Here is a 23,272-nt window from a genome sequence, read left to right as displayed (position 1 = left end):
TTGAGTCACTTCTTTTTTATCATGTTTGGGCAATTAATTTTACAACTTACCCAGGGTGCTTGAAAAATTAAGTTCCGGAATGCTTGAATTTGTACTTGCCAAAAACATCCTCGGGAGTATTAATATTTACAAGCGATCTCATACTACTATCAAATTTTCTTATTTCATCCTCATAAATTTCTTTTACAGTAAAATATGAATAAATGTCAGTTATCCTTAAATTACCTTCTTCCATCTGTCTTTTTGCTAAATTTGCACACCTTCTTGAATAGCAAGCAAATAGAGGTTCGTAAAGACCATCAATTTTAGGAACAATAATATCGTATCTTGGAATATCAATAATATATTTCACAAGTGATTTGCTTATATAAGGCATATCACACGCCACAACAAAGCATCGTTCATACTTCATATTAACAAGACCTGTATACAAGCCCCCAAGCGGACCCTTATCAGGAATTATATCCGTAACAACTTTTAAACCAGTATAAGAAAAATCTTCAGGTGTATTCGAAACAATTATAACTTCTAAAAAAACTTCTTTAAAAATAGCTAATATTCTATCAATAATTGTGTTCCCTTCTACATTTATAAAGGCTTTTTTTCTACCCATTCTACTATTCTTTCCTCCAGCTAATATTATCCCTGTCATCTATCTATCTCCTATCTCAATAAATATTGAATTTCTTTTATATAGCTTTGATTTTCTTAGAATTTCAAAACTATATAATATATCTTAAAGCAGTTACTCCTAGGAGTCCACTCGGAAACACCCGATTTGGCATAGCACCTGCAATCCGACAATTTGAGTTTACCTATAATCTACAACTATTTCTACGTCGGAGCTTATGTATCCTTAAATATCGCTGTTTCTGAGCGTTTTCCCACCCTATTTTCCTTCAATTTGTCATTTTCATGTTCCGTTTGGGCATAAAACGCCCTCTATTTGTGATTTTTTCCGTTTTTCAGTATTATTAATGAACGACATGAGCTTTTTGACGTTGTTGTTTATCGCTGCCATCAATATCTGCCACTTTGTCTTATGCAAACCAATATATCTTCCTTGCCTACCACCGTATTTTGTAAGCTCCGAGATTGTTCGCTCGCCATTTGCCCGCTTGGAATAATCTTCTTTAAATTCATCTGTCCTTTGTTCATTTTTTGCATTTAAAATATCCTTTTCGTTTTTATTGATTGTAACTGTCCGCCCTGTTTTGCTTTTTGTGCATTTATCCCTTAATGGACAATCCTTACAGATTTCTTCATTGAAGCTAACTGGTAATCCGGAATCCTTTATCTCTCTGTCCGGGCCAAAAACTGCCACGTTTCCCTCAGGACACGTAATTTTTCCTTCTTCGAGATCGATACTAAACTCATCTTTTGTGAACATACCATCCTTGTTGACTGCATTTCTTACCTTGACATAAAACTTAGTTTCGCCTTCACGCTTTTTCATCTCATCCCAGTCAGAATATGCAGTATCCCCATATAATTTATCAACATGGAAGCCGTCTTCATCTGCTTTGTCCAGCAATTCACCCATCTTGGTCTCATCCGCAGTATTGGCAGGCATTGCATCTAGTGCTATTACAAGTTTACCATTTTTTCCGCCGTAATTATTTCAGCTTTGTATCTATCCGTTCGTGTCAAGTAAACGTGGGCAAACTTTTCTTTTCCTTGTAGTTGTAGGTTAAAGGCTATTTTGTATATTTATACCATCCTCAAAAAAGGTGAAAACATTTTCGCATTTTTGCATGTAAAACCTCTAAAGCAAATAACTGTCCACGGTATGACTAATATCACATCCGTCCGTCTAACGGGTATATCAAGGCCTTTTGCGGCATAAACGGTTTCCCTCCCGGCAGAGCCGGGCACCCTCCCATTTATTCCACAGTGCCTTGATATACCCGTTCCGCCATGCTTTTATTCTTTTTGCCGAGGGATGAAGGGAAGAAGCAAGCTTCATTTCTTCCTTCATCCTCGTCTTCCCAAGTATAGCATGGCGGACGCCGGACTGCTATATGCAAATTCCAACATCTTTTGCCTCGGGAATCTGCTAAAAAAGCAAGCTTTTTGGTAAATACTATCTGTATACCATCTCACTAAACGGCTTTAAATCAAACATGCTTCGTATTGCTTTCCTCCCATTCGTTACCTTGCTGTTGGAAAATGGTATTTCTCCACGATGCATTGGATATACCGATTTCCTCACCGCCCGATTCACAGATGTCTTTGTTATCCTTATAACCTCCGAAAACCGTTCCGTGACCTTCTCTGACAGTTTCCCAGACACAAGTGCTGCTATCTTATCCTTAAAGCCTTTTCCCATCTTTAATGCTATGATTTTTCATAAATTAGTAGCTCCTTTTTCACTCCAGCTTTTTGCTCCTTTCATTCGTTTTGCAAATATGCCTACATTCCTTTCCATCGTCCCCAAATTCCTGTATTCAATACCTTCAGGAGCTTTGGGCAGTCGTATATCCTCCCTCTCTTTGTAAAGCACAATCCCATCTATATTGTTTTTTATATAATTCTCCAAAATGGTAAGCTTTTTTACTTCACTTTCTACCCCGCCACATGCATATTTTAATTCCTCGATCTTCTTGAAGGCTTTTTCAAATTCTCCTGCCTTAAGCCACCTCATGATATGCCTTCTCGCTTGTTTGTCATATACATTCCTCACCACACTCTTCGCAAGATGGTAAGAATCCAGCTGGAATATATTTGTTTCCAAATCATCACCCTGTCTGATCCAGGACGCTCCATCCCCATTTAATATCCGATACACGATTTCATCCACATTGTATTTTTCTGCTACTACTGCATCCCTGAGTGCTTTAAATTCCTCCGGCTTCATATATCCGGCAAAGGCTGTTTTTTCAACCGTTTTGTACTCTTTGGATGAAGGATACCTTTTTCCCCAGCCCTCGTATACCACTCCTACCTTGAGTTCTTTTTTGCCTTTGGAGGAATTTTCCCTGCTCTTGCCTTGCATCGAAAGCCACAACCCATCTGCTTCTTCAAACAATATGGGCACTTTCTTCCTCCCTGATAACTCATTATTCTCATATGCCTTTATCAAGCGCTTCTCAGCTTCTGCTTGCTTTTCTCCAACCGCTTGGACTATATTCCACACTCCCTGGTGGCTGATGCTCTGACCCGTGAAATCGGACACGGCTTGGGATACTTCCCTGAAGGACATTTCACAGCTGTGTTCAAGTATTTTCTCTACAAGATTGGGAGATACAAGCCCGATGGTATCCAGCCCCAGTGCCTCATCCAGCAGGTATACATGCTCGACACTTCCATCCTCTTTGATTCTTTTATACACGTTCCGATTGACGGATACCTCTCCCATCAATGTTTTTATGGTGGTTGTTCTAGTGCCTTTATGCCTGTATTCGGCTTTGTTTCTTCTCCCTGCAAGTTCTTTGTCTAATTTCTCCATAAACGCTTGCATAAGCATTCGCGCTACTTCACAGCCGATTTCAAAAAATATTCTCTCTATCTCCTTGAATGTTATCTTCTCAACAGTTATACTATCCATATCACGATTCCTTTCGTTTGGTTGTCTCAATAACTTACAAACTACAGGAAAATCGTGATTATGGGAAGACCTATTTTGGGTCCTTCCCATATTTTTTTCGAAATTTGCCTATGATAATTTTACTCGAAGGCACATTTTAAAAATATTTTTGCGTTGTTTTTTACGAAATTTGCCGCTCAAATACTTCCTTACGGCTAAGCTTTTTTTCCAGCCTGGCTCCGTCAATCAGACACGATAGTTCATTCACATCAAGAACCATTGTGGCGCTGTCCCCCTCCGATGGCCAGCGAAAACGCCCGCGTTCCAAACGCTTAAAATACAACCAGAACCCGTCTCCGTCCCATTCGAGGATTTTAAGCCTGTTCCGGTTACGGTTGCAGAACACAAACAATGCGTCTGCAAACGGGTCAAGGGAAAAACTCTCCTGTACAAGCGACATCAGGCCATTTATGGATTTTCTCATATCTGTGTATCCGCAGCAGAGATAAACTGGTTTGTCATTCCATCTTATCATAGCGACCTCAATACCCTGCAGACTTTTTTCAGCAGTTCAAGATCTGTTTCATCATTCACAGCAACATGACAGCCGTTAATTTCAATGCCCAACGTTTCTTTTGCGTGTTGCGCCTGTTTCGGCGTAAGTTGCATCCATCCACTCGGCACAATATTACTGGGTTCTTCCGTTTTTGAAAACTCTGTACAAGCAGCCTTCCGCAACTTCTTCTGCCAGTAAAAGTATGCGTTTCTGCTTATCCCTGCCGTCTTACAGAAATCCTTGACACTTTGCCCGCTTTCCTGCTGTGCCTGTATCACTTGTGCCCATTGCGACAATCGGTACTCTGCCGCTACTTTTTGTGTGTCCATACAATCACTCCGTTTCTGGTTGAAAAAGTTTGCTTACTTTTTCAACTTTTTCAACTGTATTTATTGTGATTGTATCAACTTCGCAACTGTTATACTATGTGATGGTATATTTGACGCTTACAAACTCTCGGGGTTCTATCCCCATATTATTTACGATTGAGAACAGCTAATCAAAAACTATCAATAGTAAACAACATCGAGAAAACTGAAGGGTAAAAGCTATTATTTTTCCTGTTCGATATAGCTAGGTATTCTTATAACCGATACTGCACAACAATTTTCAAAGGTCCTGACTCCATTAGTTAATAGCTACCCTCCACATCTTACCACTCTTCCTTTGATAACATCAACTGCATGCACTAAAACGGGCAAGATTGCTTCTAAACATTCCTTTACTGCTTTCGGACTTCCGGGAAGATTTATAATGAGCGTATCTTTCCTGGTTCCGGCAACTGCTCGCGATAATATGGCATTTGGCGAATACTTTGAAGTTTCCATTCTCATTTTTTCGGCAATACCGGCAATTTCTCTGTCAATCACCTTATATGTAGCTTCAGGAGTAACATCCCTGGGACTCAATCCGGTCCCTCCTGTTGTCAATATAATATCCACATTTCCACTATCCGCTAAATCCCTCAAACATTCTGCTATTGTATCCAATTCATCCGGAATTGTTATGTGACTGTTAACTATGCCGATACTTTTTACCGTTTCAGCAATTACTTTGTCACTGATACTTTCCCTTTGACCCCTCGATACACTGTCGGATATCGTTACTACTGCTATTTTAAGCATTTTCTCACCCTTATTTCATCACCTATTTTTATTCTGCCGGATTTTTCTACGACAGCGAATAAACCTTGTTTTGGCATTATACAGTTATTAACTTTCTTAAATATCTCACATTTATTATGGCATTCCTTACCTATTTTTGATACTTTCAATTCTACATCTTTACCAATCAACAGAGAATCACCTATTTCAAGTTTCCCCAAATCGATACCCTGTGTGGTAATATTTTCTGCATAATCACCCGGTTTCAGGACTAAATCAATTTTATTATCCCGGTTGATACTGTTCTGTTTCATAATACTTTCTATAGAAAGAAGACTAATTTGCCTTATATGATTTCCTGAATGTGCGTCGCCTTCAAAACCATAATTTGCAATTGCTTCTATCTCAGCAACAGGATGCTTTGTAGTTCCTTTAACCTTGCTTATATTCAATGAGTAGACCCTTCCAACCACTTTGGACTTCCTCTCTTTCTTATCTTAAAATTTACATATCCTTTGTGTATATTTCTTTGATACTATATAACATTCCTTTTTTTGCCTTCACTGGTTTAATATCATTTGCAATTGATCGGTTTTAAAAGTTGATAACTTAGCAATACAGTTCATCTACTTAAATCTTCCCTGCAAAATTCCCCACTTTTGCCGCCAACCTTTTTAAGTAGCTTAATTTCTGAAATAACTATGCTTTTATCCACTGCTTTACACATATCATATATTGTCAATGCCGCAACAGATGCCGCAGTTAATGCCTCCATTTCAACTCCGGTTTTAGAATATGCCCTGGCAAAACTTCTGATAACAATACGGTTATTTTCAATGTAGAAATCCAATTCTACTTTATCCAAAGGTATTTGATGGCAAAGAGGTATCAACATGCTTGTCTGTTTTGCAGCCATAATGCCCGCACATTTTGACACACTAAAAATATCTCCTTTGGCAACTTTATTTGATTTAACCAACTCAATAAGCTGCTCTGACATCTCTATCGAAGCCTGTGCAACAGCTTCTCTGAATGAAGGCTCTTTATTCGAAACATCCACCATTTTTGCTTTGCCTTCCGTATCCAAGTGGCTCAATTCTTCTGTCAAATTTTATCCTCCTATTCTCATCATTGAACAGAAATCCATTTGTCTATCTTCAACAATCAAACTATGGCTTGCCGGTTTGCTTGCAATTGCTCTAAATAACAGTTTAGCAACCTCGTCAATATTTTGCCCATTTCTAAGACTGTTTTTAATATCAATCGATTCCTGTGCATACAGACACGAAACAAGTCTTCCGTCACATGTCAACCTTATTCTATTACAGTCAGAACAAAACTTACGGCTTAGTGGACTAATAAACCCGATAATCCCATTTGTACCAGATATTGCATAATATTTTGCCGGTCCGTTTCCTTCCACTACTGTCGGCAAAAGGCTGTAAGCCTCATTACATAGTAATTTCATTTCATCGGCAGATACAAACTTTCTTGCATACCCGTCAAGACTGTTTTTTGTCGGCATATATTCTATAAATTTAACGATAATTCCGGTTTGCATGGAAAAGTGAACAAAGTCCAATATCTCTTCAAAGTTAATACCCCTTATAATGACAGTGTTTACCTTAATCTGAAAAAATCCCAATTCTATCGCCTTTTCAATGCCTGTCAGCACATCTTTGAGTTCTCCGTACTTTGTAATTTTCTTATATTTATCTGAGCATAATGAGTCTAAGCTTATGTTTAATCTTTTAAGTCCTGCTTTTTTTAATTCCGATGCAAATTTTTTTATCAAAACTCCATTAGTGGTCATTGATATGTCTATGGCTGAATCAATTTCTTTTATAGAAGAAATTAAAGATACTATATCTTTTCTTAGTAATGGCTCTCCTCCGGTTATTTTTATTTTCCTTATACCATGTAAAAATGCTACCTTAACAAAACTTGCAATTTCTCTTATATTCAGCATATCTTCTTCCATTGCTTGAGTTACACCGCATTGGGGAATACAGTATATGCATCTTAAATTGCATCTGTCAGTTACTGAAATTCTCAGATAATCAATTTTGCGCCCATATTTATCAATTAAAATTTTCATCACCCCGTATACCTCAAGCTAAACTTCATCTTTTTGATGAATCTTTGCATAAAAATTTTTGAATAATAAAATCGGCAATTTTCTCTATATCTTTAAAACGGAACAACTTAATATTATCAAAGCCTTCCGGCAGCTCGAAAGACTTTTCATCAGCAAAATTATCAACTAATGCAATAAGGTTATTATCCGCAGAGGTTATAGGATTATCAAACCGTATAACCTCTATTTTAGGTTTATCCATACTTTTATAACCTTCAGTTATAATGATATCAACATCTGTAAACAGCCATTGTGCTATTTCGTTCAAGTTTTTTTCACAATCAATATTTTTAATCATAGCTATCTTTTCCATAGAAGTTATTACAACTGTATTTGCCCCAGACCTGGCCATTCTCCAAGTATCTTTTCCTTCATGGTCTATATCGAATTTATGAGCATCATGCTTTATGGCACCCACTTTATATCCCTTTTCTTTTAAAATAGGAATTAATTTTTCTATCAGGGTAGTCTTTCCGCTATTGCTCTTTCCAACTACTGAAACTATCGGTACCATTCCAATTACTCCTTATTCGTCCAATAATTGCACTAAAACTCGTTCACCGCTTTTAATTTGAGCTGTATCTTCCGGTACAACTATCAAACAATTGGATTGCAGCATCGAATTAAGTGCACCGGAGCTCTGAATTCCAACAGGTTTCGTAAAATATGTCCCGTCCCTGTAACAAATGCGCCCCATAATGTAATGTCTTCGTCCGGATTTTACAGATATGTCACTCTCTAAAACTGCATATCGTTCGACAACTGGGTTATCTATCCGTCCCTGCATTTTAAACATAGCAGGTAATACAAACTCTCTAAAGGTTACCAATGTAGAAATCGGATTGCCGGGCAATCCAAATACCAACGTATTTCCCTTAACTCCAAAAAGTGTCGGTTTCCCAGGTTTAATGGCAACCTTCCAAAATTTTATATTTACTCCCTTTTCTATTAATACTTCTTTCACAAAATCATAGTCTCCGACAGATACTCCTCCGGAAATTAAAAGTATGTCCGAATTTAAGCCTTTTTCAATACTTTTACATATCGCATCTTTATTGTCCTTGGCAATACCTAGTCTTACAGGTATTCCCCCATATTTAATGACACTCGCATATAAACTGTAACTATTAATATCTCTTATTTTACCCGGTGACAATTCCTCTCCTATATCGATAATTTCATCTCCAGTGGCCAATATACTCACACTGGGTGCTTTGGCAACACTGACAGTATGAAGATTCTGTGCGGCAAGCATTCCTATATCAACCGGGGATAATTTTTTGCCTTTCGCAATTACTACCTTTCCCCGTGTTACATCTTCACCTTTGTATCTGATATTCTCTTTCTCTTTTACGCCGCGAAACACTTTTACCAGTTTGCCTTCCGCTTTTGTATACTCAATTGGAACAACTGCGTCAGCTCCTTCAGGAATCGGAGCACCGGTCATTATTTTTATAGCGCTTCCATTCTTCAATCTGCCACAATAAGTATATCCTGCAGGGATTTCTCCAACTATCTCAAGACATACAGGCTGTTCAGAGGATGCTCCTTTAAGTTCGGATGAAATAACTGCATAACCATCCATAGCTGAATTGTCAAAAACAGGCAGGTCAATATCCGAATATATATCGCATGCAAGGATTCTGTTTAACGAAGATGTTATATCTACCACTTCTGAATCTACTTTTACCACACTATTCAATACAATTTCTTTTGCTTCTTCAATCCTTAACATATAAACCTCCGGATAACCTCTGTCAAAACAACTAACAAGTTATGTATTGCTGTTTCCTGTTTTTCATTTCCTTTATAAGTGCCGGAACAATTCGCTCTATTTCGCCGACTATACCCAAATTTGCAACTTTAAATATTGGTGCATTCGGATCTTTGTTAATTGCAATTATGTATTTAGCCGACATCATACCCGCCAAGTGCTGTATTGCACCCGAAATTCCGCAAGCAATATAAATTTTAGGCCTGACACTTATACCTGTCTGTCCAATCTGATGACTGTATTCAATCCACCCGGCATCCACCAATGCCCTTGATGCTCCGACTGCCGCGCCCAGGCAATCTGCAAATTCTCTAATTAGTTCAAGATTCTGAGGTTTCTGAATTCCCCTGCCGGCTGACACAATAACATCTGCATCAGCCAAATTAACTTTCTGAACTTTATTCTTGATAAAACCTATTTTTTTAACCTTTAAGTTCTGAGAAATAACAACATCGGGCCTTATAATTTGTCCAACCCTGTCAAAATCAGGCTCTACAGGTCTCATTACCTTAGGCCGCACCGTACACATTTGTGGTCTGCGGTTCGGACAAATTATTGTAGCCATCAAATTTCCGCCAAAAGCGGGTCTGGTTTGCTTTAACAACCTCTTTTCAACGTCAACCTCCAAGCAAGTGCAATCGGCAGTAAGACCCGTATTCAGCCTGGATGCTATGCGTGGCGCCAATGAACTTCCATATGTGGTTGCACCTATTAGAAAAATCTCCGGTTTATTTTGAAGTACAACCTGTGTAATTATGTCCGCATACAGTTCATCATTGAAGTATTCCAAAAGCGGATGATCTATTTGAAAAACTATATCTGCACCAAATGCAAAAAGTTCTCTTATCATTTTATCAGTATTAATTCCAAGTAGTACCACCGATACATTTGTACCCAATTGTCGGGCCAATCGCTTGCCTTCCCCCAACAATTCATGAACAACACCAGGTATCTTTCCGTCTCTCTGTTCTCCAAATATCAATATTCCTCTGTATTCATCAATATCGGGTTTACTTGTAACAAAATTATCATGACTTATCGCATTAAAACTGCATTTTGAGATACAAACGCCACATAATGTACAGTTGTCATCTATATAAATTACGTTTTTATCTTCTTTTATCGCATTACAAGGGCATACATTCAGACATTGCAAACACTTAACACATTTGTCGGACAAAATTTCTAATTTTGCCATTAAAAACACTCCAAGTCATTAATTTTTGTCAGAATAATTAACATTTGTTCAATAACTGCCCAGAATTATCCTCAACTATTTTTGTATAAAATATCCATAAGTTTATCCGCAACGATCTTTGCTTGCTGTTCAGGCTCTCCGTTTAGTATTTCATTTTCAACATGATGCTCAGGTGCAAATGTGTCCAATACATAGGTAGGTGAACCGGCAATTCCACATAATTCAAAATCAATATCAATATCCTTGGCTGTCCAGACGGGTATTTCTGCTTGCATAGCTTTTCTTAAGCCGAATAATGAAGGAAGCCTTGGTTCGTTGATTTCTTTTACAACTGTTATCAGTCCGGGTAAACGCATTTCAACAATCTCATATCCGTCTTCCAAAAGCCTGTGACATTTTATAGGATCCTTTGATATTTCTTCAATTTTACTAACGCATGTTATATGCGGTATTCCAAGTTTTTCAGCAAGGCTGGGACCTACTTGAGCGGTATCTCCATCCGTTGATTGTCTTCCACAAATAATTAAATCATAGTTACCGATTTTTCGTATACCTGCTGCCAAGGTACGGGAAGTCGCAAGCGTATCAGCGCCGGCAAAAGCTTTATCACTTAACAAAACTGCATTGTCTGCTCCAATTGCTATTACTTCTCTTAGCAATTCTACCACTTGTGGTATTCCCATACTAATTGCAGTTACATTGCCTCCTACAGATTCTCTTATCCTGATACTCTCTTCTACTGCATAAAGATCAAACGGATTTATAATGCTATTGCTGCCTTCACGAATAATGGTATTGGTATCTTTATTGATTTTTACATTTGCAGTTTCCGGCACTTGTTTAACACAAACAATAATATTCAATAAAAATCAGCTCCACTTTAAACAATGTCTTTACATTAACCGTTCATTAAACAGTTGTTAATAAGTTCATCATATTTTTCCATAATATCAACTACAATCTTGTTTGAAGCAGACAAAAAATTATAGTTGTCTATCTTAGATATTGGCAATACCTTTATTGAAGTTCCCGTGAGAAATGCAGCCTCAATATTTGACAGTTCGCTAACAGGTAAAGCCTTCATTACCAAATCTATTCCCAATTCGCTGCAAATATTTATTACAAGACTTCTTGTTATCCCTTTTAACACAAGATCATCCGGTGCGGTAAATACTTTTTCTCCTTTAACAAAAAATATATTGGACTTGCTGCCTTCAAGTATCTCATTGCTCGAATTTACCAAAAGTATCTCGAATGCTTTAGTTTCTATTAATCTTTTGTGTATAGCATCTATATAATCAGTATTAATCTTCTTGATATTCGGATCATCTCTCTCAATGTTGAATAGACTTACAAATACCCCTTTCGAGTATTCTTCTATTTTAGGATAATAAAACTCACTTAAATACATTGCAACCACCTGACAGCTATCTACAACCGTAGCCACAATCTTCACATTACAGTTTTCCAATTTTTGGACCGAAATTAGTTTTTCAATATCCGCTCTTATAACTTCCAAATCATATATAAAACGTGTACACATTAAAGAAAATGATTTTTCCAATCGTAATAAATGTTCTTCAAGGAAAAGGGGTATACGATTAACAATACGCACAACTTCATACACAATTTTATCTGCTTTAATTAAATTTAGTTCATCTATCATCTTAGTTTCATGATTTATTATGCAATAATCACCTATAGAGTCGGAAACGACCATTGCTGTCTCACCTCGTAATTTCGATTGATACTTAGCGTGTAGCGTGCTCAAATTCCAAACTGAACATTTGAAAACATCATCATTTACCACAGCAAACACCTTTTGTAATCGCATCCGTTAACAGCTTCAGACTTTCCAAAACTTGCTCCCTCTTGTTCTCCGGAATATTTTCGTATATTTTTTTGAAATAGTTATTCATTGTATACTCTATTTCTTCAAATACTTTTTTACCTTCTTCAGTTAATGATATGGTAACATATCTTCTATCATTCGGATCTATCTCCCTGTTAGCCAAACCCTTATTGACAATATTGTTAACGGTTTTGCTCATTGTGCTGTTGTCAACATTTAATTTTTCCGCCAATTCACTCAGCGAAATATTGCCACTGCGACCAATTTCCGTAATTGCATGGCATTGTGTAAAAGATACCCCACAACATGAAGATTCCATTTCATTCAGTATCCCCAGTTTTGCTTCAATTTGTCTTATCAGTTCTCTTAATACTTTTTCACGATTTGATGTAATCATCTAAATCCACTCCTAGACCACAATATATTTTTCGATATAATCTAAAAACTTTTATGAATGTATTCTTCCTCTCGCGTCAGAACGGCACCTCTGACAGCTCCGTTTAAACTTTACTCCAGGATACCTGTTTTCAAGCTCTTTCTTAATCTTGCAAAATTCATCATGCGTTAAAGGCTCAATCGTTTCAAACCTGGTTCCACTCACAGAAAGCAGAGGGATAATATTTATTATATCAATTTTATATTTACAAAGAAATTGTATCAAATCATTAATTTCTTTATCGTTAACTCCCGGTATAAAAACAACATTTATTTTAATTTTTAAACCCTTAATGCCAGTTAAAATATCCAATGCAGCCTTTTGCAATCTCAAAATAAGTTGTCCTGCAGATTCTCCTTCATAATATTTACCCCGATAATAAATAAATTTATATATTTTGCAAAGAGTACTGACATTTATAGAATTAATAGTGAGAGTAATATAATCCATACCGATTTCTTTTATCTTATCGGCACAATCTTCTACCCCAAAACCATTTGTACACATACATTTTTTGAAATCAGGATAATTCCGATTTATAATTTCAAATGCAGAAAAAGTATTATCAGGGTTTGCAAGCGGATCACCCGGTCCTGCAATTCCAATAATCCTGCAATCATTATATATTTCCAAACTTTCATTAACATAGGTGGGTATATCATTTACATCTATTATTTTTTCAGTGACACCGGGCCTTATTTCATATTTTGAAAATGCCCTCTTGCAATAATTACATTTAGTATTACATTTATTTGCTATCGGCAAGTGAATTCGACATCCCGATTCAATTTCATCAAAACAAGGGTGAAACACCTCAGTCATATATATACCTGCTTTCAAAACAATTATTTACATAAATCCCAATTTCTTAAAATAAATAGTTTAGTTAATAAGATAGATGATTGAAAAACTAACAATCATCATCCTATTAACCATCTATTAACCATTTAAAATAAGTCTTTGCAAATATTGATATTAAAATAAAACCTTTTATATCAATGACAAGTCTTTTAATACTTGATCCATTTTTTTCTGATACGGTTCACTCAATGGAGTCAGGGGTAATCTCAATTCATTGGATATTTCCCCCATCTTATACAAAGCATATTTTACAGGTATTGGATTTGCTTCGAAGGAAAGTGCCTGGAAAAGGGGCAGCATTTTAGTGTTAATCTCCAAAGCTTTTGCCAGGTCGCCTTTTTTGACACTGTCATAGAGTTCAACCAATTCTTTTGGCATAATATTTCCTATAACAGAAATAACACCATGCCCTCCAACCGTCAGCAGCGGCAAGAATGTAGCATCATTTCCGGACAATACACTGAAGTCAGGTTTTGTTTGAGATACCATTATACTTACCTTTTCCATATCAGAAGAAGCTTCTTTAATACCAACATATCTTTCCAGTTTAGATAATCTTACAACTGTCTCAACTTTAATATCCACTACTGTCCTACTTGGCACATTGTATATTATCAGAGGAATATTTTTTGTTTCATCATGAATGGCTTTATAGTGAAGATATAAACCTTCTTGTGTAGGCTTAACATAATAGGGAACTACCAATAAAGCTGCATCAACCCCTATCTTTTCAGCCTCTTGAGTCAGGTAAATAGCTTCATGAGTCGAATTTGCCCCGGAGTTTGCAATAACTTGTATTCTGTTTCCTACTATTTCCTTGGAGAGCCTGAATAGATTAATATGCTCCTCCATGGACAACATGGAAGATTCTCCCGTACTTCCGCAAACTATTATACCTGCTATTCCCGATTTAATTAATCTCTCCAGATACGCCTCATATACTTTTTCGGCTATTTTTCCGTTTTCAAATGGAGTAACAACGGCTACATATACGCCTTCAAACCTCATAAACAACACCTCTTTCAAGATTTTTTAGAAATCTTATCCAAAACATTGCTTAAAATACTTACAGCCTCATCAATTTCAGCCCTGGAAATATTTAAAGCCGGCATAAACCTTAGTGTTTTTGTATTCGGAGCATTAATAATCAAGAAATTATTCAAGCATTCATCTCTTATCTCGTTAGCAATTTCTTTATGTAACCCAATTGCAAGCAGCAGGCCTTTTCCTCTTACTTCCTTTATGATATCATATTGTTCCATCAATTTATATAATTGCTCAGTAAAATATTCACCCATTTTTTTTGCGTTATTGCACAAATCCGAATTGATAATCTCCTCAACTACCGCCTTTCCTACTGCAGTAGCCAAAGGTGTCATACTATAGGTTCCACCCTGATCTCCGGCTTCAAAACAGCATACCCTGTCTTTTGCAAGAAGAGCCGAAAGCGGGAATCCTCCTCCTATGCCTTTTGCAAGTGTCATTATATCAGGTTCGATTTCATAATATTCATATGCAAACATGTGTCCCAGCCTGCCTAATCCGGTTTGTACCTCATCGATTATAAGTAAGATATTATTTTCATCACAAAGCTTACGTACCTGTTTAACATATGTTTTATCGGCTACTATTACACCACCCTCTCCTTGAACAAGCTCAAGCATAACGGCACAGGTATTTTCGGAAATTGCTTGTTTTAACGACTCGATATCATTGTATTGTACCTTTGCAAATCCCTGCGGTCTAGGATTATAAAGGTTCTCCCACGCTTTTTTGCCCGAAGCGGCCATCATAGCCAATGTTCTTCCATGAAAACTATTCCAGGCAGTAATAATTTCAAAAGCTCCGTTCATATGTTTTTGACCGTATTTTCTGGCCAGTTTAATAGCACCCTCATTCGCTTCTGCTCCAGAATTAATAAAGAAGACTTTATCCATACAGGAGATTTTTGTAAGCAAATCTGCAAACTCTATTGCAGGCACATTATAAAAAGAAGGACTTGGGTTTATCAGTAATTTTGCTTGATTTGTCAAAGCATCAACCATTACTTCGTGAGAGTGGCCCAAACAACACACAGCCCAGCCCGCTATCATATCCAAATACTTGTTGGAATTACTATCCCATAGATATGAACCCTTACCTTTTACAAAAACTATATCCGGACGATTGGTAACATACATTAAAGATTTTTCCGCTTTTTGCAGCAATTCTGCAGAATCGCCGTAACAATCACATGACATATCGAAATCACCATTCCTTTAACAAATAAATATTTCCCTTCGATTACTATAATGCATTTTTATAATGCTGTTATTACTGCAAATAATTATAGTAATTAAGTTTAATATATATTAACTGTTCATAATTTTCAACGTTAATAAATATATTTTTTTCTTTCCAACTTACTCATACTGCAAATTTAATGCTAAAATCAGAATAATCTACCGTTAAGCAAATTATTTAACAGTAGATTACTCTGACTACTTTGGATTTTCAATATTCATTAGCAGCAAGTTTTTCTCTTGGTCTTTTTCCTGTCTTCCTCTGTCGGCCTCTTGTAACTAAACAGATCACAGCAACTATCTTCGCAACAGCACCCATTTACCTCGTTAACAGACTCATTTACACTGCTTTTTTCAATAGCTTGTTCATTTGTTTTGATTTTAACATCTTCCTGGCTCACATTTAATCCTCCCTTCATGCAGAATATTAATAGTATCTGTTAATAATTTTGTTATACCATTGCTCAAAGAAATGTAATACTCCTTCGTATCCTGCTACAGGATGTCGGTTAAAGTATATTTCTCTTGCGCCCGGATAACAAATATTAATATATGCAGGTTCACAAGATTCTTTTGCAAAATAATATTCAGTATCACTTCCCAGCAAAACCTGAGGCTTCAAGTTTTGTATACTTTCTTTTACTATCTGATTATCACCCGTAATAATTACTTCCGTTAAAGAAGATACTTCCTTAATCTTGGCTTTAATTTCATCAGCATCTTCAATCGACAAACTTTTTACAATTACTGTGTCTATTTTGTCTTCAAATTCATTTACTATAATCCTTAAATATGCCAGTGCAATTTCCGGAGGCCCAACTATCATCTTTTTTAATTTTTTTATATTTTCAAAAAGTCTGAAAGTGTTTACTTTGCCCATGCCGTTATTAAATTTTCTCTTAATAGCAGTTCTTTTTTCTTCCAGCAGGGGTGATATATCGTTCTTGTTTTGCAAAGCCTCTGCAATACTTTTAATAAAAAATTCCGTTTTTTCCGCACCTATAGGATACGGTAAAGATATATACGGAATCCCAAACCTCCTGCTCATATATTCGCAAGCATCCAGCCCAATTGGCGAACATATTATTACATTCAGGCGTGCACGACAATAATCTCTTATATCTTCAACAGTTGCATTACAAAATAACGGCCTTGCTTTAATTCCAAATTCATTTAGCAAATCAGACAGATATTTGACATCCTCTTGCCAACTTGAACTTATACAAACCGGGCTGATTAAATTTACCAGCGGATAAGTATTATCACCGTTTTCACACAATTTTTCAATTAATGCTCTCATAGCCACATTCATTCCAGATGTCTGCGTGTTAAGAAATCCTCCACCGTCAACTCGAATTACAGGAATCGGCAGGTTGGCAAGTTTTATTAATCCGTCAATATCATCTCCAATTATTTCAGATGAGCAAGTGGTTATTACAGCCATTAAATCGGGGCTATTTTCGTAAAACTCGTCAACTATTTTTTCGCTTACATTATGCTCCCCACCAAAAACAGTGGACTTTTCACACATCTCAGTATAGTTTATATTTAAAGGGTAATTTATTGAGGCTTCGTAAGCCGGATAAACACACCCTTTCGGTCCATGAATAACAACTGAAGAATTCACTATTTGGGCAATTACATGGCTGACGCCAAGTATACCGCATTTTTCAATTGAATCAATGCATAGATTTGTATTTCTCATATTTTCAACCTTCCACAAATAATGAATATTTATTGCTCTTTCTTTTTAATGCATTGAACATTTCCTGATATATTTTTCTTGTACCGTTAAACCCGTATACAGGATTATGTGCAAACCTATACTTAAAAACTGTTTGGTTGGGAAAATAATTATTGTTGCAAAAAATCACCGGGTCTCCCAAATAATCTATTAATCCTTTAACATCTTCAATATACTTTGAAGCAAATACTTTCACGTCAAGTCCGTCTTCCAATACTTCTTTTTCAAATATGGGTAATTTGTCTTTAACTATTGAAGGTTCGACACCTACAACTATAGGGTCCATTTCCAGTTCATATGCCAGCTTCACCAGCGCAAGCATACGTTCTCCGGTCTGTGTCCAGATAATACACTTTCGTCCTTTTCCTATTTCATTTACTAATTTCCTACGCTGCTCTTCCAGCTGCTTAACTTCCTCTATTTCTTCAAGATTAACATCCAACTGAAGAATTCTTATAATCTCATTTAGCCACTTCTTTGTGGCAAATAACCCCATTGGATATGTGACCTTTGAATAAGGAATATTAAATTTGTTGTTCAGTTCCTCAAAAAGCCCCATGCCAAAGAATAAGCATAAAGCAACATTCAATTGTGCATTTTGCATTTCATAAAAATCTTCAATTGATATACCTTGATTAAATATTTTGTTTAATTTTACGCCAATCATTTCAAGCATTCTCTTTATTTCATTTATTTCTTCCTGCTTTGTCTGATCCCAAATCCAACGCCTTAAAAACAGATTTACACTTTTTTGTTCTCCATTTCTGTCAGATTTATCCGATGTATGCATGTCCATTGGCATATGCTTGGCTAAAAGTTTAAATGCCATCTCTGTGCCGCGTCTGTAGGATTTCCCGGAAAATCCGCCTGAATTTAGATAAATTGTTTTTCTTCTTATTTCTTCAGGCAACCCCTCTATACATCCTTCAACATCATCTCCGATTATATCCGCACAGCAATTGGTCAAAACAGCAATGATTTTGGGATTGTACTGATTGTTTACTTCATTTAGACTATCTATCAACTTCTTTTCCCCGCCGAAGATAACTTCTCTATTTGTAAATGAAGTTGATAAATGAGGTTTATTATCACACTCTCCTAAATGTCCCATTGCCGGAAGAAATCTTCTATTGCCCAGACAACCGGAAGGACCGTGCACAAGAATTACTACATCATTAAAATAATTTAAAATATCGAATGCACCCCAAAATGCACAAAATTGGTGCATGTCAATACAATCCCTGATATTTAAATTGTCAGCTTTTACTTCTTTAACCAATGTACTTAACATTGCTATCTTGCTTTCAACTTCTTTGCTCATTATCTACATCCTATCTTTTTATTAACGGTTCCTTAACTAATTTATCAAACTCCTCATCCGTTAAAGGAGTAGGAATTACAAAATTTTCGTTTTCAAGAATGCTCTTGGCCAACTCTCTGTAAACTTGAGCCTGATTGGAATCAGGACTGCCCTCCATTACAGTCTTTTCAGCCAACTCACATTCTTGAACAATGTTATCTCTTGGAATCCATCCAATAACCTGTGTGCTTAATTTATCCGAAAGCAAACTTACGATTTCTTTCTCTAAGTATGCATTACGCCGGTTGCATATAATTCCGCCCAATCGTACATCACTTCTTTGACCGAATCTATTGATGGCTTTTGCAATGTTGTTGGCAGCATATAATGCCATTACTTCCCCCGAGGTAACCAAATATACCTCTTTTGCAAATCCCATTCTCAGCGGAACTGCAAAACCGCCACAAACAACATCTCCTAAAACATCGTATACTACTACTTCAATGTCCAATTCCTTAAATAAGTTTAGCTGCTCAATAATTTCAATAGCCGATATAATCCCTCTGCCTGCACATCCTATTCCGGGCTCCGGTCCTCCGGCTTCTATACAGTATGTACCGGCAAATCCTTTAGTAACTATTTTATCAATTGAAATGTCCTTTGAATTTTCTTTGACATAATCCAAAATATTCGGCATTTTTCTTCCGCCAACCAAGTTCTTTGTAGAATCAGCTTTCGGATCGCATCCGATTTGCAATACCCTGTATCCCATTAAACCCAATGCAGCTGATATATTTGAACACGTAGTTGATTTTCCGATTCCACCCTTGCCGTAAATAGCAATTTGCTTTATACTTTTCAATTTTTTCACCTTTTTCGTTCATTTTACTATGTTAAAACTTCAATTCTGTGCTATTTGTCCATATTTGAAAAGTTTATGATAAAATCTTTTGCAAAACTTCGTCATTTAAAATTGAATAATCCAATGAAAGACTTTTCAAATCGGGAAATGCTTGTTGCAGAATTTTAGGCAAATTGGTTTTAAGCTCAATTGTTTTTTCATCAGCCGAAGTTTTAGTAAACCCAAACTTTTCAAATAATGCAATTGCCCTGTGATTGCCGTTCCAAGTCTCCAGCATTGCACAATCAATGCCCTTCTTCGCAGATAAAATCATAGAATAGCTTAATAATGAAAAGCCAACTCTCATTCTTCTATATTTAGGGCTGACATTTACCAAGCTAATATGTGCTGAGTTATCAGAATTAAATGTAATATACAGCATGCCGCAAATGCTTTCGGTTTTCTCATCAAAAGCAATTATAAACTCAGACGCATTTCCGTCAACTGCCTCAACTTTTTCCATTATCTCATTAATAGGCCGTTGAGGGCAGCAAATATTTTCTTGCGAAAAAGAGCTTTCCTGCTTCCAATTATTAAATAAATCTTCAATAAATTCTCTCAACTTAACTTCGCAACCGTAATCAGACAGTTGTTTAATAACCATAATCATCCCACTTTTCCTACAAAAATTATAATTACAAAAACTATAATAAATTAGTTTTCTATTCTGATTCAATCAGAATTATTTATCATCATACATATATAATATTAGATAATAGTTGCATATGTCAATAGTTTCGTATGTAAACCAAATTCCATATGATTTTAACAATGTCTCCATTGAATTGCCTTCTTTATAGCTATTTCCTCGTTATAAAATCAAGCATATCGTCAAATTCATTCAAATTAAGTTGTTGTTTACTGTCGGAAAGAGCCAGTTCGGGAATTGGATGAACCTCTACCATGATACCGTCAGCACCTGCTGAAAGAACAGCTTTTGCAATATTATTAACTATATCTTTTCTCCCAAGTGAATGGCTTAAATCGGCAATAATCGGTAATTGTGTTTCCTTTTTTATAATAGGGATTGAAGAAATATCAAGTGTATTTCTTGTTTTTGTTTCATAAGTTCTGATTCCGCGTTCACACAAAATTATCTTTTTATTTCCATTTAACGCAATATACTCTGCAGCAAAAATTAATTCCTGGATTGTTGCACTAATTCCTCTTTTCAATAATACCGGATGATTGGTTTTACCTACCTCTTTTAACAGTTCAAAGTTTTGCATATTTCTTGCACCAATTTGAAGTATATCTGCATATTGTGCTACCAAATCCACCTCTCTTGTGTCAACCACTTCAGTAACACTAAACAGCCCATAACGTTTAGAAACTTCACGTAATATTTCCAGGCCTTTTTTCTTCAGTCCCTGGAAGTCATATGGCGATGTCCTTGGCTTGTAGGCGCCTGCTCTTATAAATTTAATATTTTTCTCTCTTAAATGTCCGGCGATTATTTCAAGATATTCAGGCGTTTCAACTGCACACGGTCCTGCAATTATAAATAATTCATTGTCAGCTAATCCAAACATCTCATGAACACTCATAAAGCATTCCTTCGAGCTTGAACTTACCAACAGCTTTTTTTGATGACTAATACCCATAAATTTCAATGATGCAGAAAATATGGTACTAAAAATCTCTCTTACAAGTTCATTATATAAGGGACCGCTATTTTGTCCCAGGATTTTCTCCATCATTTCTGTTTCACGTTCAGCATCAAAATATTCAATCCCCTTTTGATCTTTTAAATCCACTATTTCCTTTATTAATTCTGTTCTTTTATTGAGCAATTCAAGAATAGAACTATTAACATCATCAATTTCCTGTCTTAAAGTTTTTAAACTCTTACTCATATTACCCTCGTAAAAATAATTCTTTTTATTTATAAATTTATTTATAAATTTTATAAATAAAAAAGCTATTATTTTTCTAATTCCATATTGTAAAACCTACATTTCTCTTTTTTACAATTTGGCTGAAATGTAGCCGCCCAACACTTTTTGTATTTAATTTGCTTTTCGGGAAACTCAAGTCCAAAGTATTTTTTTGATAGTTCTATTCCTTTTTCCAAAACTGCTCTTACTGATGAAACACAACAATATGGGCCTCCCAACTCAGCAACTTCGTGTAAACCTTCTGCAGTTACTCTATTTGCTATGCTACGCTCTTTATCTGAATTTGGAGTAGCATTCAGCAAAACACTAAAGCTTGTACCTAACGCTACAGCCGAACCACAAGCACCATAATATCCACACCATCCTCCGGGTATATCGTAAGCTCTTGAAACTCCTTCCAGTACATCATCATTTGTTATATGATTAGTAACATTTTTTACTGCTGTCAGAAAAGCTGCTGCCGTTATAGGGTGGGGTGTATGTCCGGAAATCCCGCATTTGCTCATAATTTTTTCTGCTATATCCAGAGGATTCTTTAAATCAACAGTAGGAATAAATTCATAAAGCTTGTCCATGACCTCTTTTGCTGCACACACCTTACAAAGATAGTGATTATTTGAGCAAATAATGTATGATTCTTCTTCTTTGCCGCAAAACTCACACTTTGCGTTGAAAAAATCCTCTTTGTACAGGATAATGGAATTACATATAGAACATTTTCCAAAACTCATAGTATCAACCTCACAAAAAATTACTAAATATATTTAACTCCTTTGCTTAAGGAGATTCAAATACATATTAAGTGCTAAACCGTCTTTAACATAAATACAGACCACAAAACTTCCGTAGATTTTGTTTTAGAAATAAAATACGCTTCGCTGTTTTTCAAGCTTGTATCATTTGTTAATGCCAAATCTACTTTTCCGTCTTCCAACAACATTAAAGATTCTGTTGTAGAATTTGCCTCAACAATTTCATAGTTTTTATATCTAAACTCAGTTGTATCCATCAATTCTTGCAGTAGATGTTCAACTGCTTTACAAGTCGAAATGGATAATGTGGGCTTATCATACAAATTCTTTTTATCGAGCATTGCAATTCCATATTCCGGTGTTTTATTTATAAAAGTAAATCCAAGTTCAATGGTAGTGTCCCAGTAAAAATAAGTCATTTTACCGTAAGCATTTGGTAAAAGAATAAAGTCTGCATTTCTTTTATGAATCTCATTTAATGCCAGCTCAAAAGAATTATATAAATCAATTTTCAAATTAGCCTGTTGGTTTCTAGTTTCTATATATTTTTTAAAAACTTTTGCCGCTTCGCTGCTTGTTGTGCCTTCGGGTCCAAGTGTAGCCATTGTTACAGAATTTTTCATGTCTATGTATTTAAACAATTTATCTCTTTGGCAGCGACATTTGCTGCACAACAAATCATTATTTTGCAAATTACACATTTCCATCTCCCCCCAACTACACGTTGAACTTTTTCTCTTTTATATAATTGATTAATCCATTATGCTTTACAATTTCATCAATTATACTCATGTTATTCATACTAAACTCAAATTTTTTATTATTGCTTTTGTTTATAATAAGTTTGTTTTCAAAATCAACTTCTATGTTGTCTCCGGTAGAAACATGGTCATAGATCTCGTGATTTATCACCAGCATTAAACCTATATTAATTGCATTACGGAAGAAAATC

The 23,272-nt window shown here is 35.9% G+C and carries 26 protein-coding genes and 2 pseudogenes; all 28 read right to left on the bottom strand.

Going from position 1 to position 23,272, the window contains the following annotated elements:
• Positions 1–67: 67 nt before the first annotated feature.
• On the bottom strand, positions 68–652 hold the full coding sequence (locus PLH43_RS07665; RefSeq protein ID WP_265448069.1) for a molybdenum cofactor guanylyltransferase: 585 nt from the start codon (positions 650–652) through the stop codon (positions 68–70).
• 261 nt (positions 653–913) lie between these two features.
• A pseudogene (locus tag PLH43_RS07660) lies at positions 914–1,591 on the bottom strand (transposase); the annotation flags it as partial.
• Between the two features lie 292 nt (positions 1,592–1,883).
• On the bottom strand, positions 1,884–2,027 hold the full coding sequence (locus PLH43_RS07655) for a hypothetical protein (RefSeq protein ID WP_324361725.1): 144 nt from the start codon (positions 2,025–2,027) through the stop codon (positions 1,884–1,886).
• Between the two features lie 320 nt (positions 2,028–2,347).
• Positions 2,348–3,547: an ISLre2 family transposase gene (locus PLH43_RS07650; RefSeq protein ID WP_265448065.1), complete on the bottom strand. Its 1,200-nt coding sequence runs from the start codon at positions 3,545–3,547 to the stop codon at positions 2,348–2,350.
• A 160-nt stretch (positions 3,548–3,707) separates the two neighbouring features.
• On the bottom strand, positions 3,708–4,061 hold the full coding sequence (tnpB, locus tag PLH43_RS07645) for an IS66 family insertion sequence element accessory protein TnpB (RefSeq protein WP_324361722.1): 354 nt from the start codon (positions 4,059–4,061) through the stop codon (positions 3,708–3,710).
• Positions 4,058–4,411 (bottom strand): transposase, encoded by a 354-nt coding sequence (locus tag PLH43_RS07640; protein WP_265447329.1) that lies wholly within the window; start codon positions 4,409–4,411, stop codon positions 4,058–4,060. Before PLH43_RS07640 ends, tnpB begins: the two co-directional genes overlap by 4 nt.
• A gap of 309 nt (positions 4,412–4,720) precedes the next feature.
• Complete coding sequence (locus PLH43_RS07635) at positions 4,721–5,206, bottom strand: MogA/MoaB family molybdenum cofactor biosynthesis protein (protein WP_265447331.1); 486 nt, start codon at positions 5,204–5,206, stop codon at positions 4,721–4,723.
• Positions 5,194–5,658, bottom strand: coding sequence for an MOSC domain-containing protein (locus tag PLH43_RS07630; RefSeq protein WP_265447333.1), 465 nt, complete (start codon positions 5,656–5,658; stop codon positions 5,194–5,196). Before PLH43_RS07630 ends, PLH43_RS07635 begins: the two co-directional genes overlap by 13 nt.
• 149 nt (positions 5,659–5,807) lie before the next feature.
• Positions 5,808–6,293: a cyclic pyranopterin monophosphate synthase MoaC gene (gene moaC, locus PLH43_RS07625; RefSeq protein ID WP_265447335.1), complete on the bottom strand. Its 486-nt coding sequence runs from the start codon at positions 6,291–6,293 to the stop codon at positions 5,808–5,810.
• A 3-nt stretch (positions 6,294–6,296) separates the two neighbouring features.
• Positions 6,297–7,283: a GTP 3',8-cyclase MoaA gene (gene moaA / locus PLH43_RS07620; RefSeq protein WP_265447430.1), complete on the bottom strand. Its 987-nt coding sequence runs from the start codon at positions 7,281–7,283 to the stop codon at positions 6,297–6,299.
• Between the two features lie 25 nt (positions 7,284–7,308).
• On the bottom strand, positions 7,309–7,836 hold the full coding sequence (gene mobB / locus PLH43_RS07615) for a molybdopterin-guanine dinucleotide biosynthesis protein B (RefSeq protein ID WP_265447338.1): 528 nt from the start codon (positions 7,834–7,836) through the stop codon (positions 7,309–7,311).
• 12 nt (positions 7,837–7,848) lie between these two features.
• Positions 7,849–9,057 (bottom strand): gephyrin-like molybdotransferase Glp, encoded by a 1,209-nt coding sequence (gene glp / locus PLH43_RS07610; protein ID WP_265447340.1) that lies wholly within the window; start codon positions 9,055–9,057, stop codon positions 7,849–7,851.
• 31 nt (positions 9,058–9,088) lie between these two features.
• Positions 9,089–10,294: an electron transfer flavoprotein subunit alpha gene (locus tag PLH43_RS07605; RefSeq protein ID WP_265447342.1), complete on the bottom strand. Its 1,206-nt coding sequence runs from the start codon at positions 10,292–10,294 to the stop codon at positions 9,089–9,091.
• A gap of 71 nt (positions 10,295–10,365) precedes the next feature.
• Entirely contained in the window at positions 10,366–11,157 is a 792-nt protein-coding gene (locus PLH43_RS07600; RefSeq protein ID WP_265447345.1) for an electron transfer flavoprotein subunit beta/FixA family protein, read from the bottom strand.
• A gap of 35 nt (positions 11,158–11,192) precedes the next feature.
• A complete protein-coding gene (locus PLH43_RS07595; protein WP_324361715.1) occupies positions 11,193–12,104 on the bottom strand; it encodes an aminotransferase class IV in 912 nt (303 codons plus the stop codon).
• Positions 12,094–12,543: a MarR family transcriptional regulator gene (locus tag PLH43_RS07590; protein WP_324361712.1), complete on the bottom strand. Its 450-nt coding sequence runs from the start codon at positions 12,541–12,543 to the stop codon at positions 12,094–12,096. Before PLH43_RS07590 ends, PLH43_RS07595 begins: the two co-directional genes overlap by 11 nt.
• 51 nt (positions 12,544–12,594) lie before the next feature.
• Positions 12,595–13,404, bottom strand: a complete 810-nt coding sequence (locus PLH43_RS07585; protein ID WP_265447352.1) for a radical SAM protein — start codon at positions 13,402–13,404, stop codon at positions 12,595–12,597.
• A 168-nt stretch (positions 13,405–13,572) separates the two neighbouring features.
• Entirely contained in the window at positions 13,573–14,451 is an 879-nt protein-coding gene (gene dapA / locus PLH43_RS07580) for a 4-hydroxy-tetrahydrodipicolinate synthase (protein WP_265447354.1), read from the bottom strand.
• Between the two features lie 14 nt (positions 14,452–14,465).
• The gene (locus tag PLH43_RS07575; RefSeq protein ID WP_265447356.1) at positions 14,466–15,683 is read right to left on the bottom strand and encodes an acetylornithine/succinylornithine family transaminase; all 1,218 of its coding nucleotides are present in this window, start codon (positions 15,681–15,683) and stop codon (positions 14,466–14,468) included.
• A 263-nt stretch (positions 15,684–15,946) separates the two neighbouring features.
• Entirely contained in the window at positions 15,947–16,126 is a 180-nt protein-coding gene (locus PLH43_RS07570) for a hypothetical protein (RefSeq protein WP_265447358.1), read from the bottom strand.
• Between the two features lie 26 nt (positions 16,127–16,152).
• Positions 16,153–17,430, bottom strand: coding sequence for a nitrogenase component 1 (locus tag PLH43_RS07565; protein ID WP_265447360.1), 1,278 nt, complete (start codon positions 17,428–17,430; stop codon positions 16,153–16,155).
• A gap of 4 nt (positions 17,431–17,434) precedes the next feature.
• A complete protein-coding gene (locus PLH43_RS07560) occupies positions 17,435–18,790 on the bottom strand; it encodes a nitrogenase component 1 (protein WP_265447362.1) in 1,356 nt (451 codons plus the stop codon).
• A 10-nt stretch (positions 18,791–18,800) separates the two neighbouring features.
• Positions 18,801–19,631: a nitrogenase iron protein gene (gene nifH, locus PLH43_RS07555; protein WP_265447364.1), complete on the bottom strand. Its 831-nt coding sequence runs from the start codon at positions 19,629–19,631 to the stop codon at positions 18,801–18,803.
• 73 nt (positions 19,632–19,704) lie between these two features.
• Positions 19,705–20,274, bottom strand: coding sequence for an N-acetyltransferase (locus tag PLH43_RS07550; protein WP_265447366.1), 570 nt, complete (start codon positions 20,272–20,274; stop codon positions 19,705–19,707).
• 196 nt (positions 20,275–20,470) lie between these two features.
• Positions 20,471–21,526, bottom strand: a complete 1,056-nt coding sequence (locus tag PLH43_RS07545; RefSeq protein WP_265447368.1) for a bifunctional 3-deoxy-7-phosphoheptulonate synthase/chorismate mutase — start codon at positions 21,524–21,526, stop codon at positions 20,471–20,473.
• 68 nt (positions 21,527–21,594) lie between these two features.
• Positions 21,595–22,143, bottom strand: a complete 549-nt coding sequence (locus PLH43_RS07540) for a DUF5714 domain-containing protein (protein ID WP_324361703.1) — start codon at positions 22,141–22,143, stop codon at positions 21,595–21,597.
• Positions 22,144–22,373: 230 nt separating this feature from the next.
• A complete protein-coding gene (locus PLH43_RS07535) occupies positions 22,374–23,021 on the bottom strand; it encodes a hypothetical protein (protein WP_265447372.1) in 648 nt (215 codons plus the stop codon).
• A 16-nt stretch (positions 23,022–23,037) separates the two neighbouring features.
• A pseudogene (leuD, locus tag PLH43_RS07530) lies at positions 23,038–23,272 on the bottom strand (3-isopropylmalate dehydratase small subunit); the annotation flags it as partial.

Source organism: Acetivibrio sp. (genome assembly GCF_035371925.1).
GTDB lineage: Bacteria > Bacillota > Clostridia > Acetivibrionales > Acetivibrionaceae > Hungateiclostridium.
The sequence above is the reverse complement of the archived record's forward strand: the minus strand, read 5'-3'. Positions and strand labels throughout refer to the sequence as shown.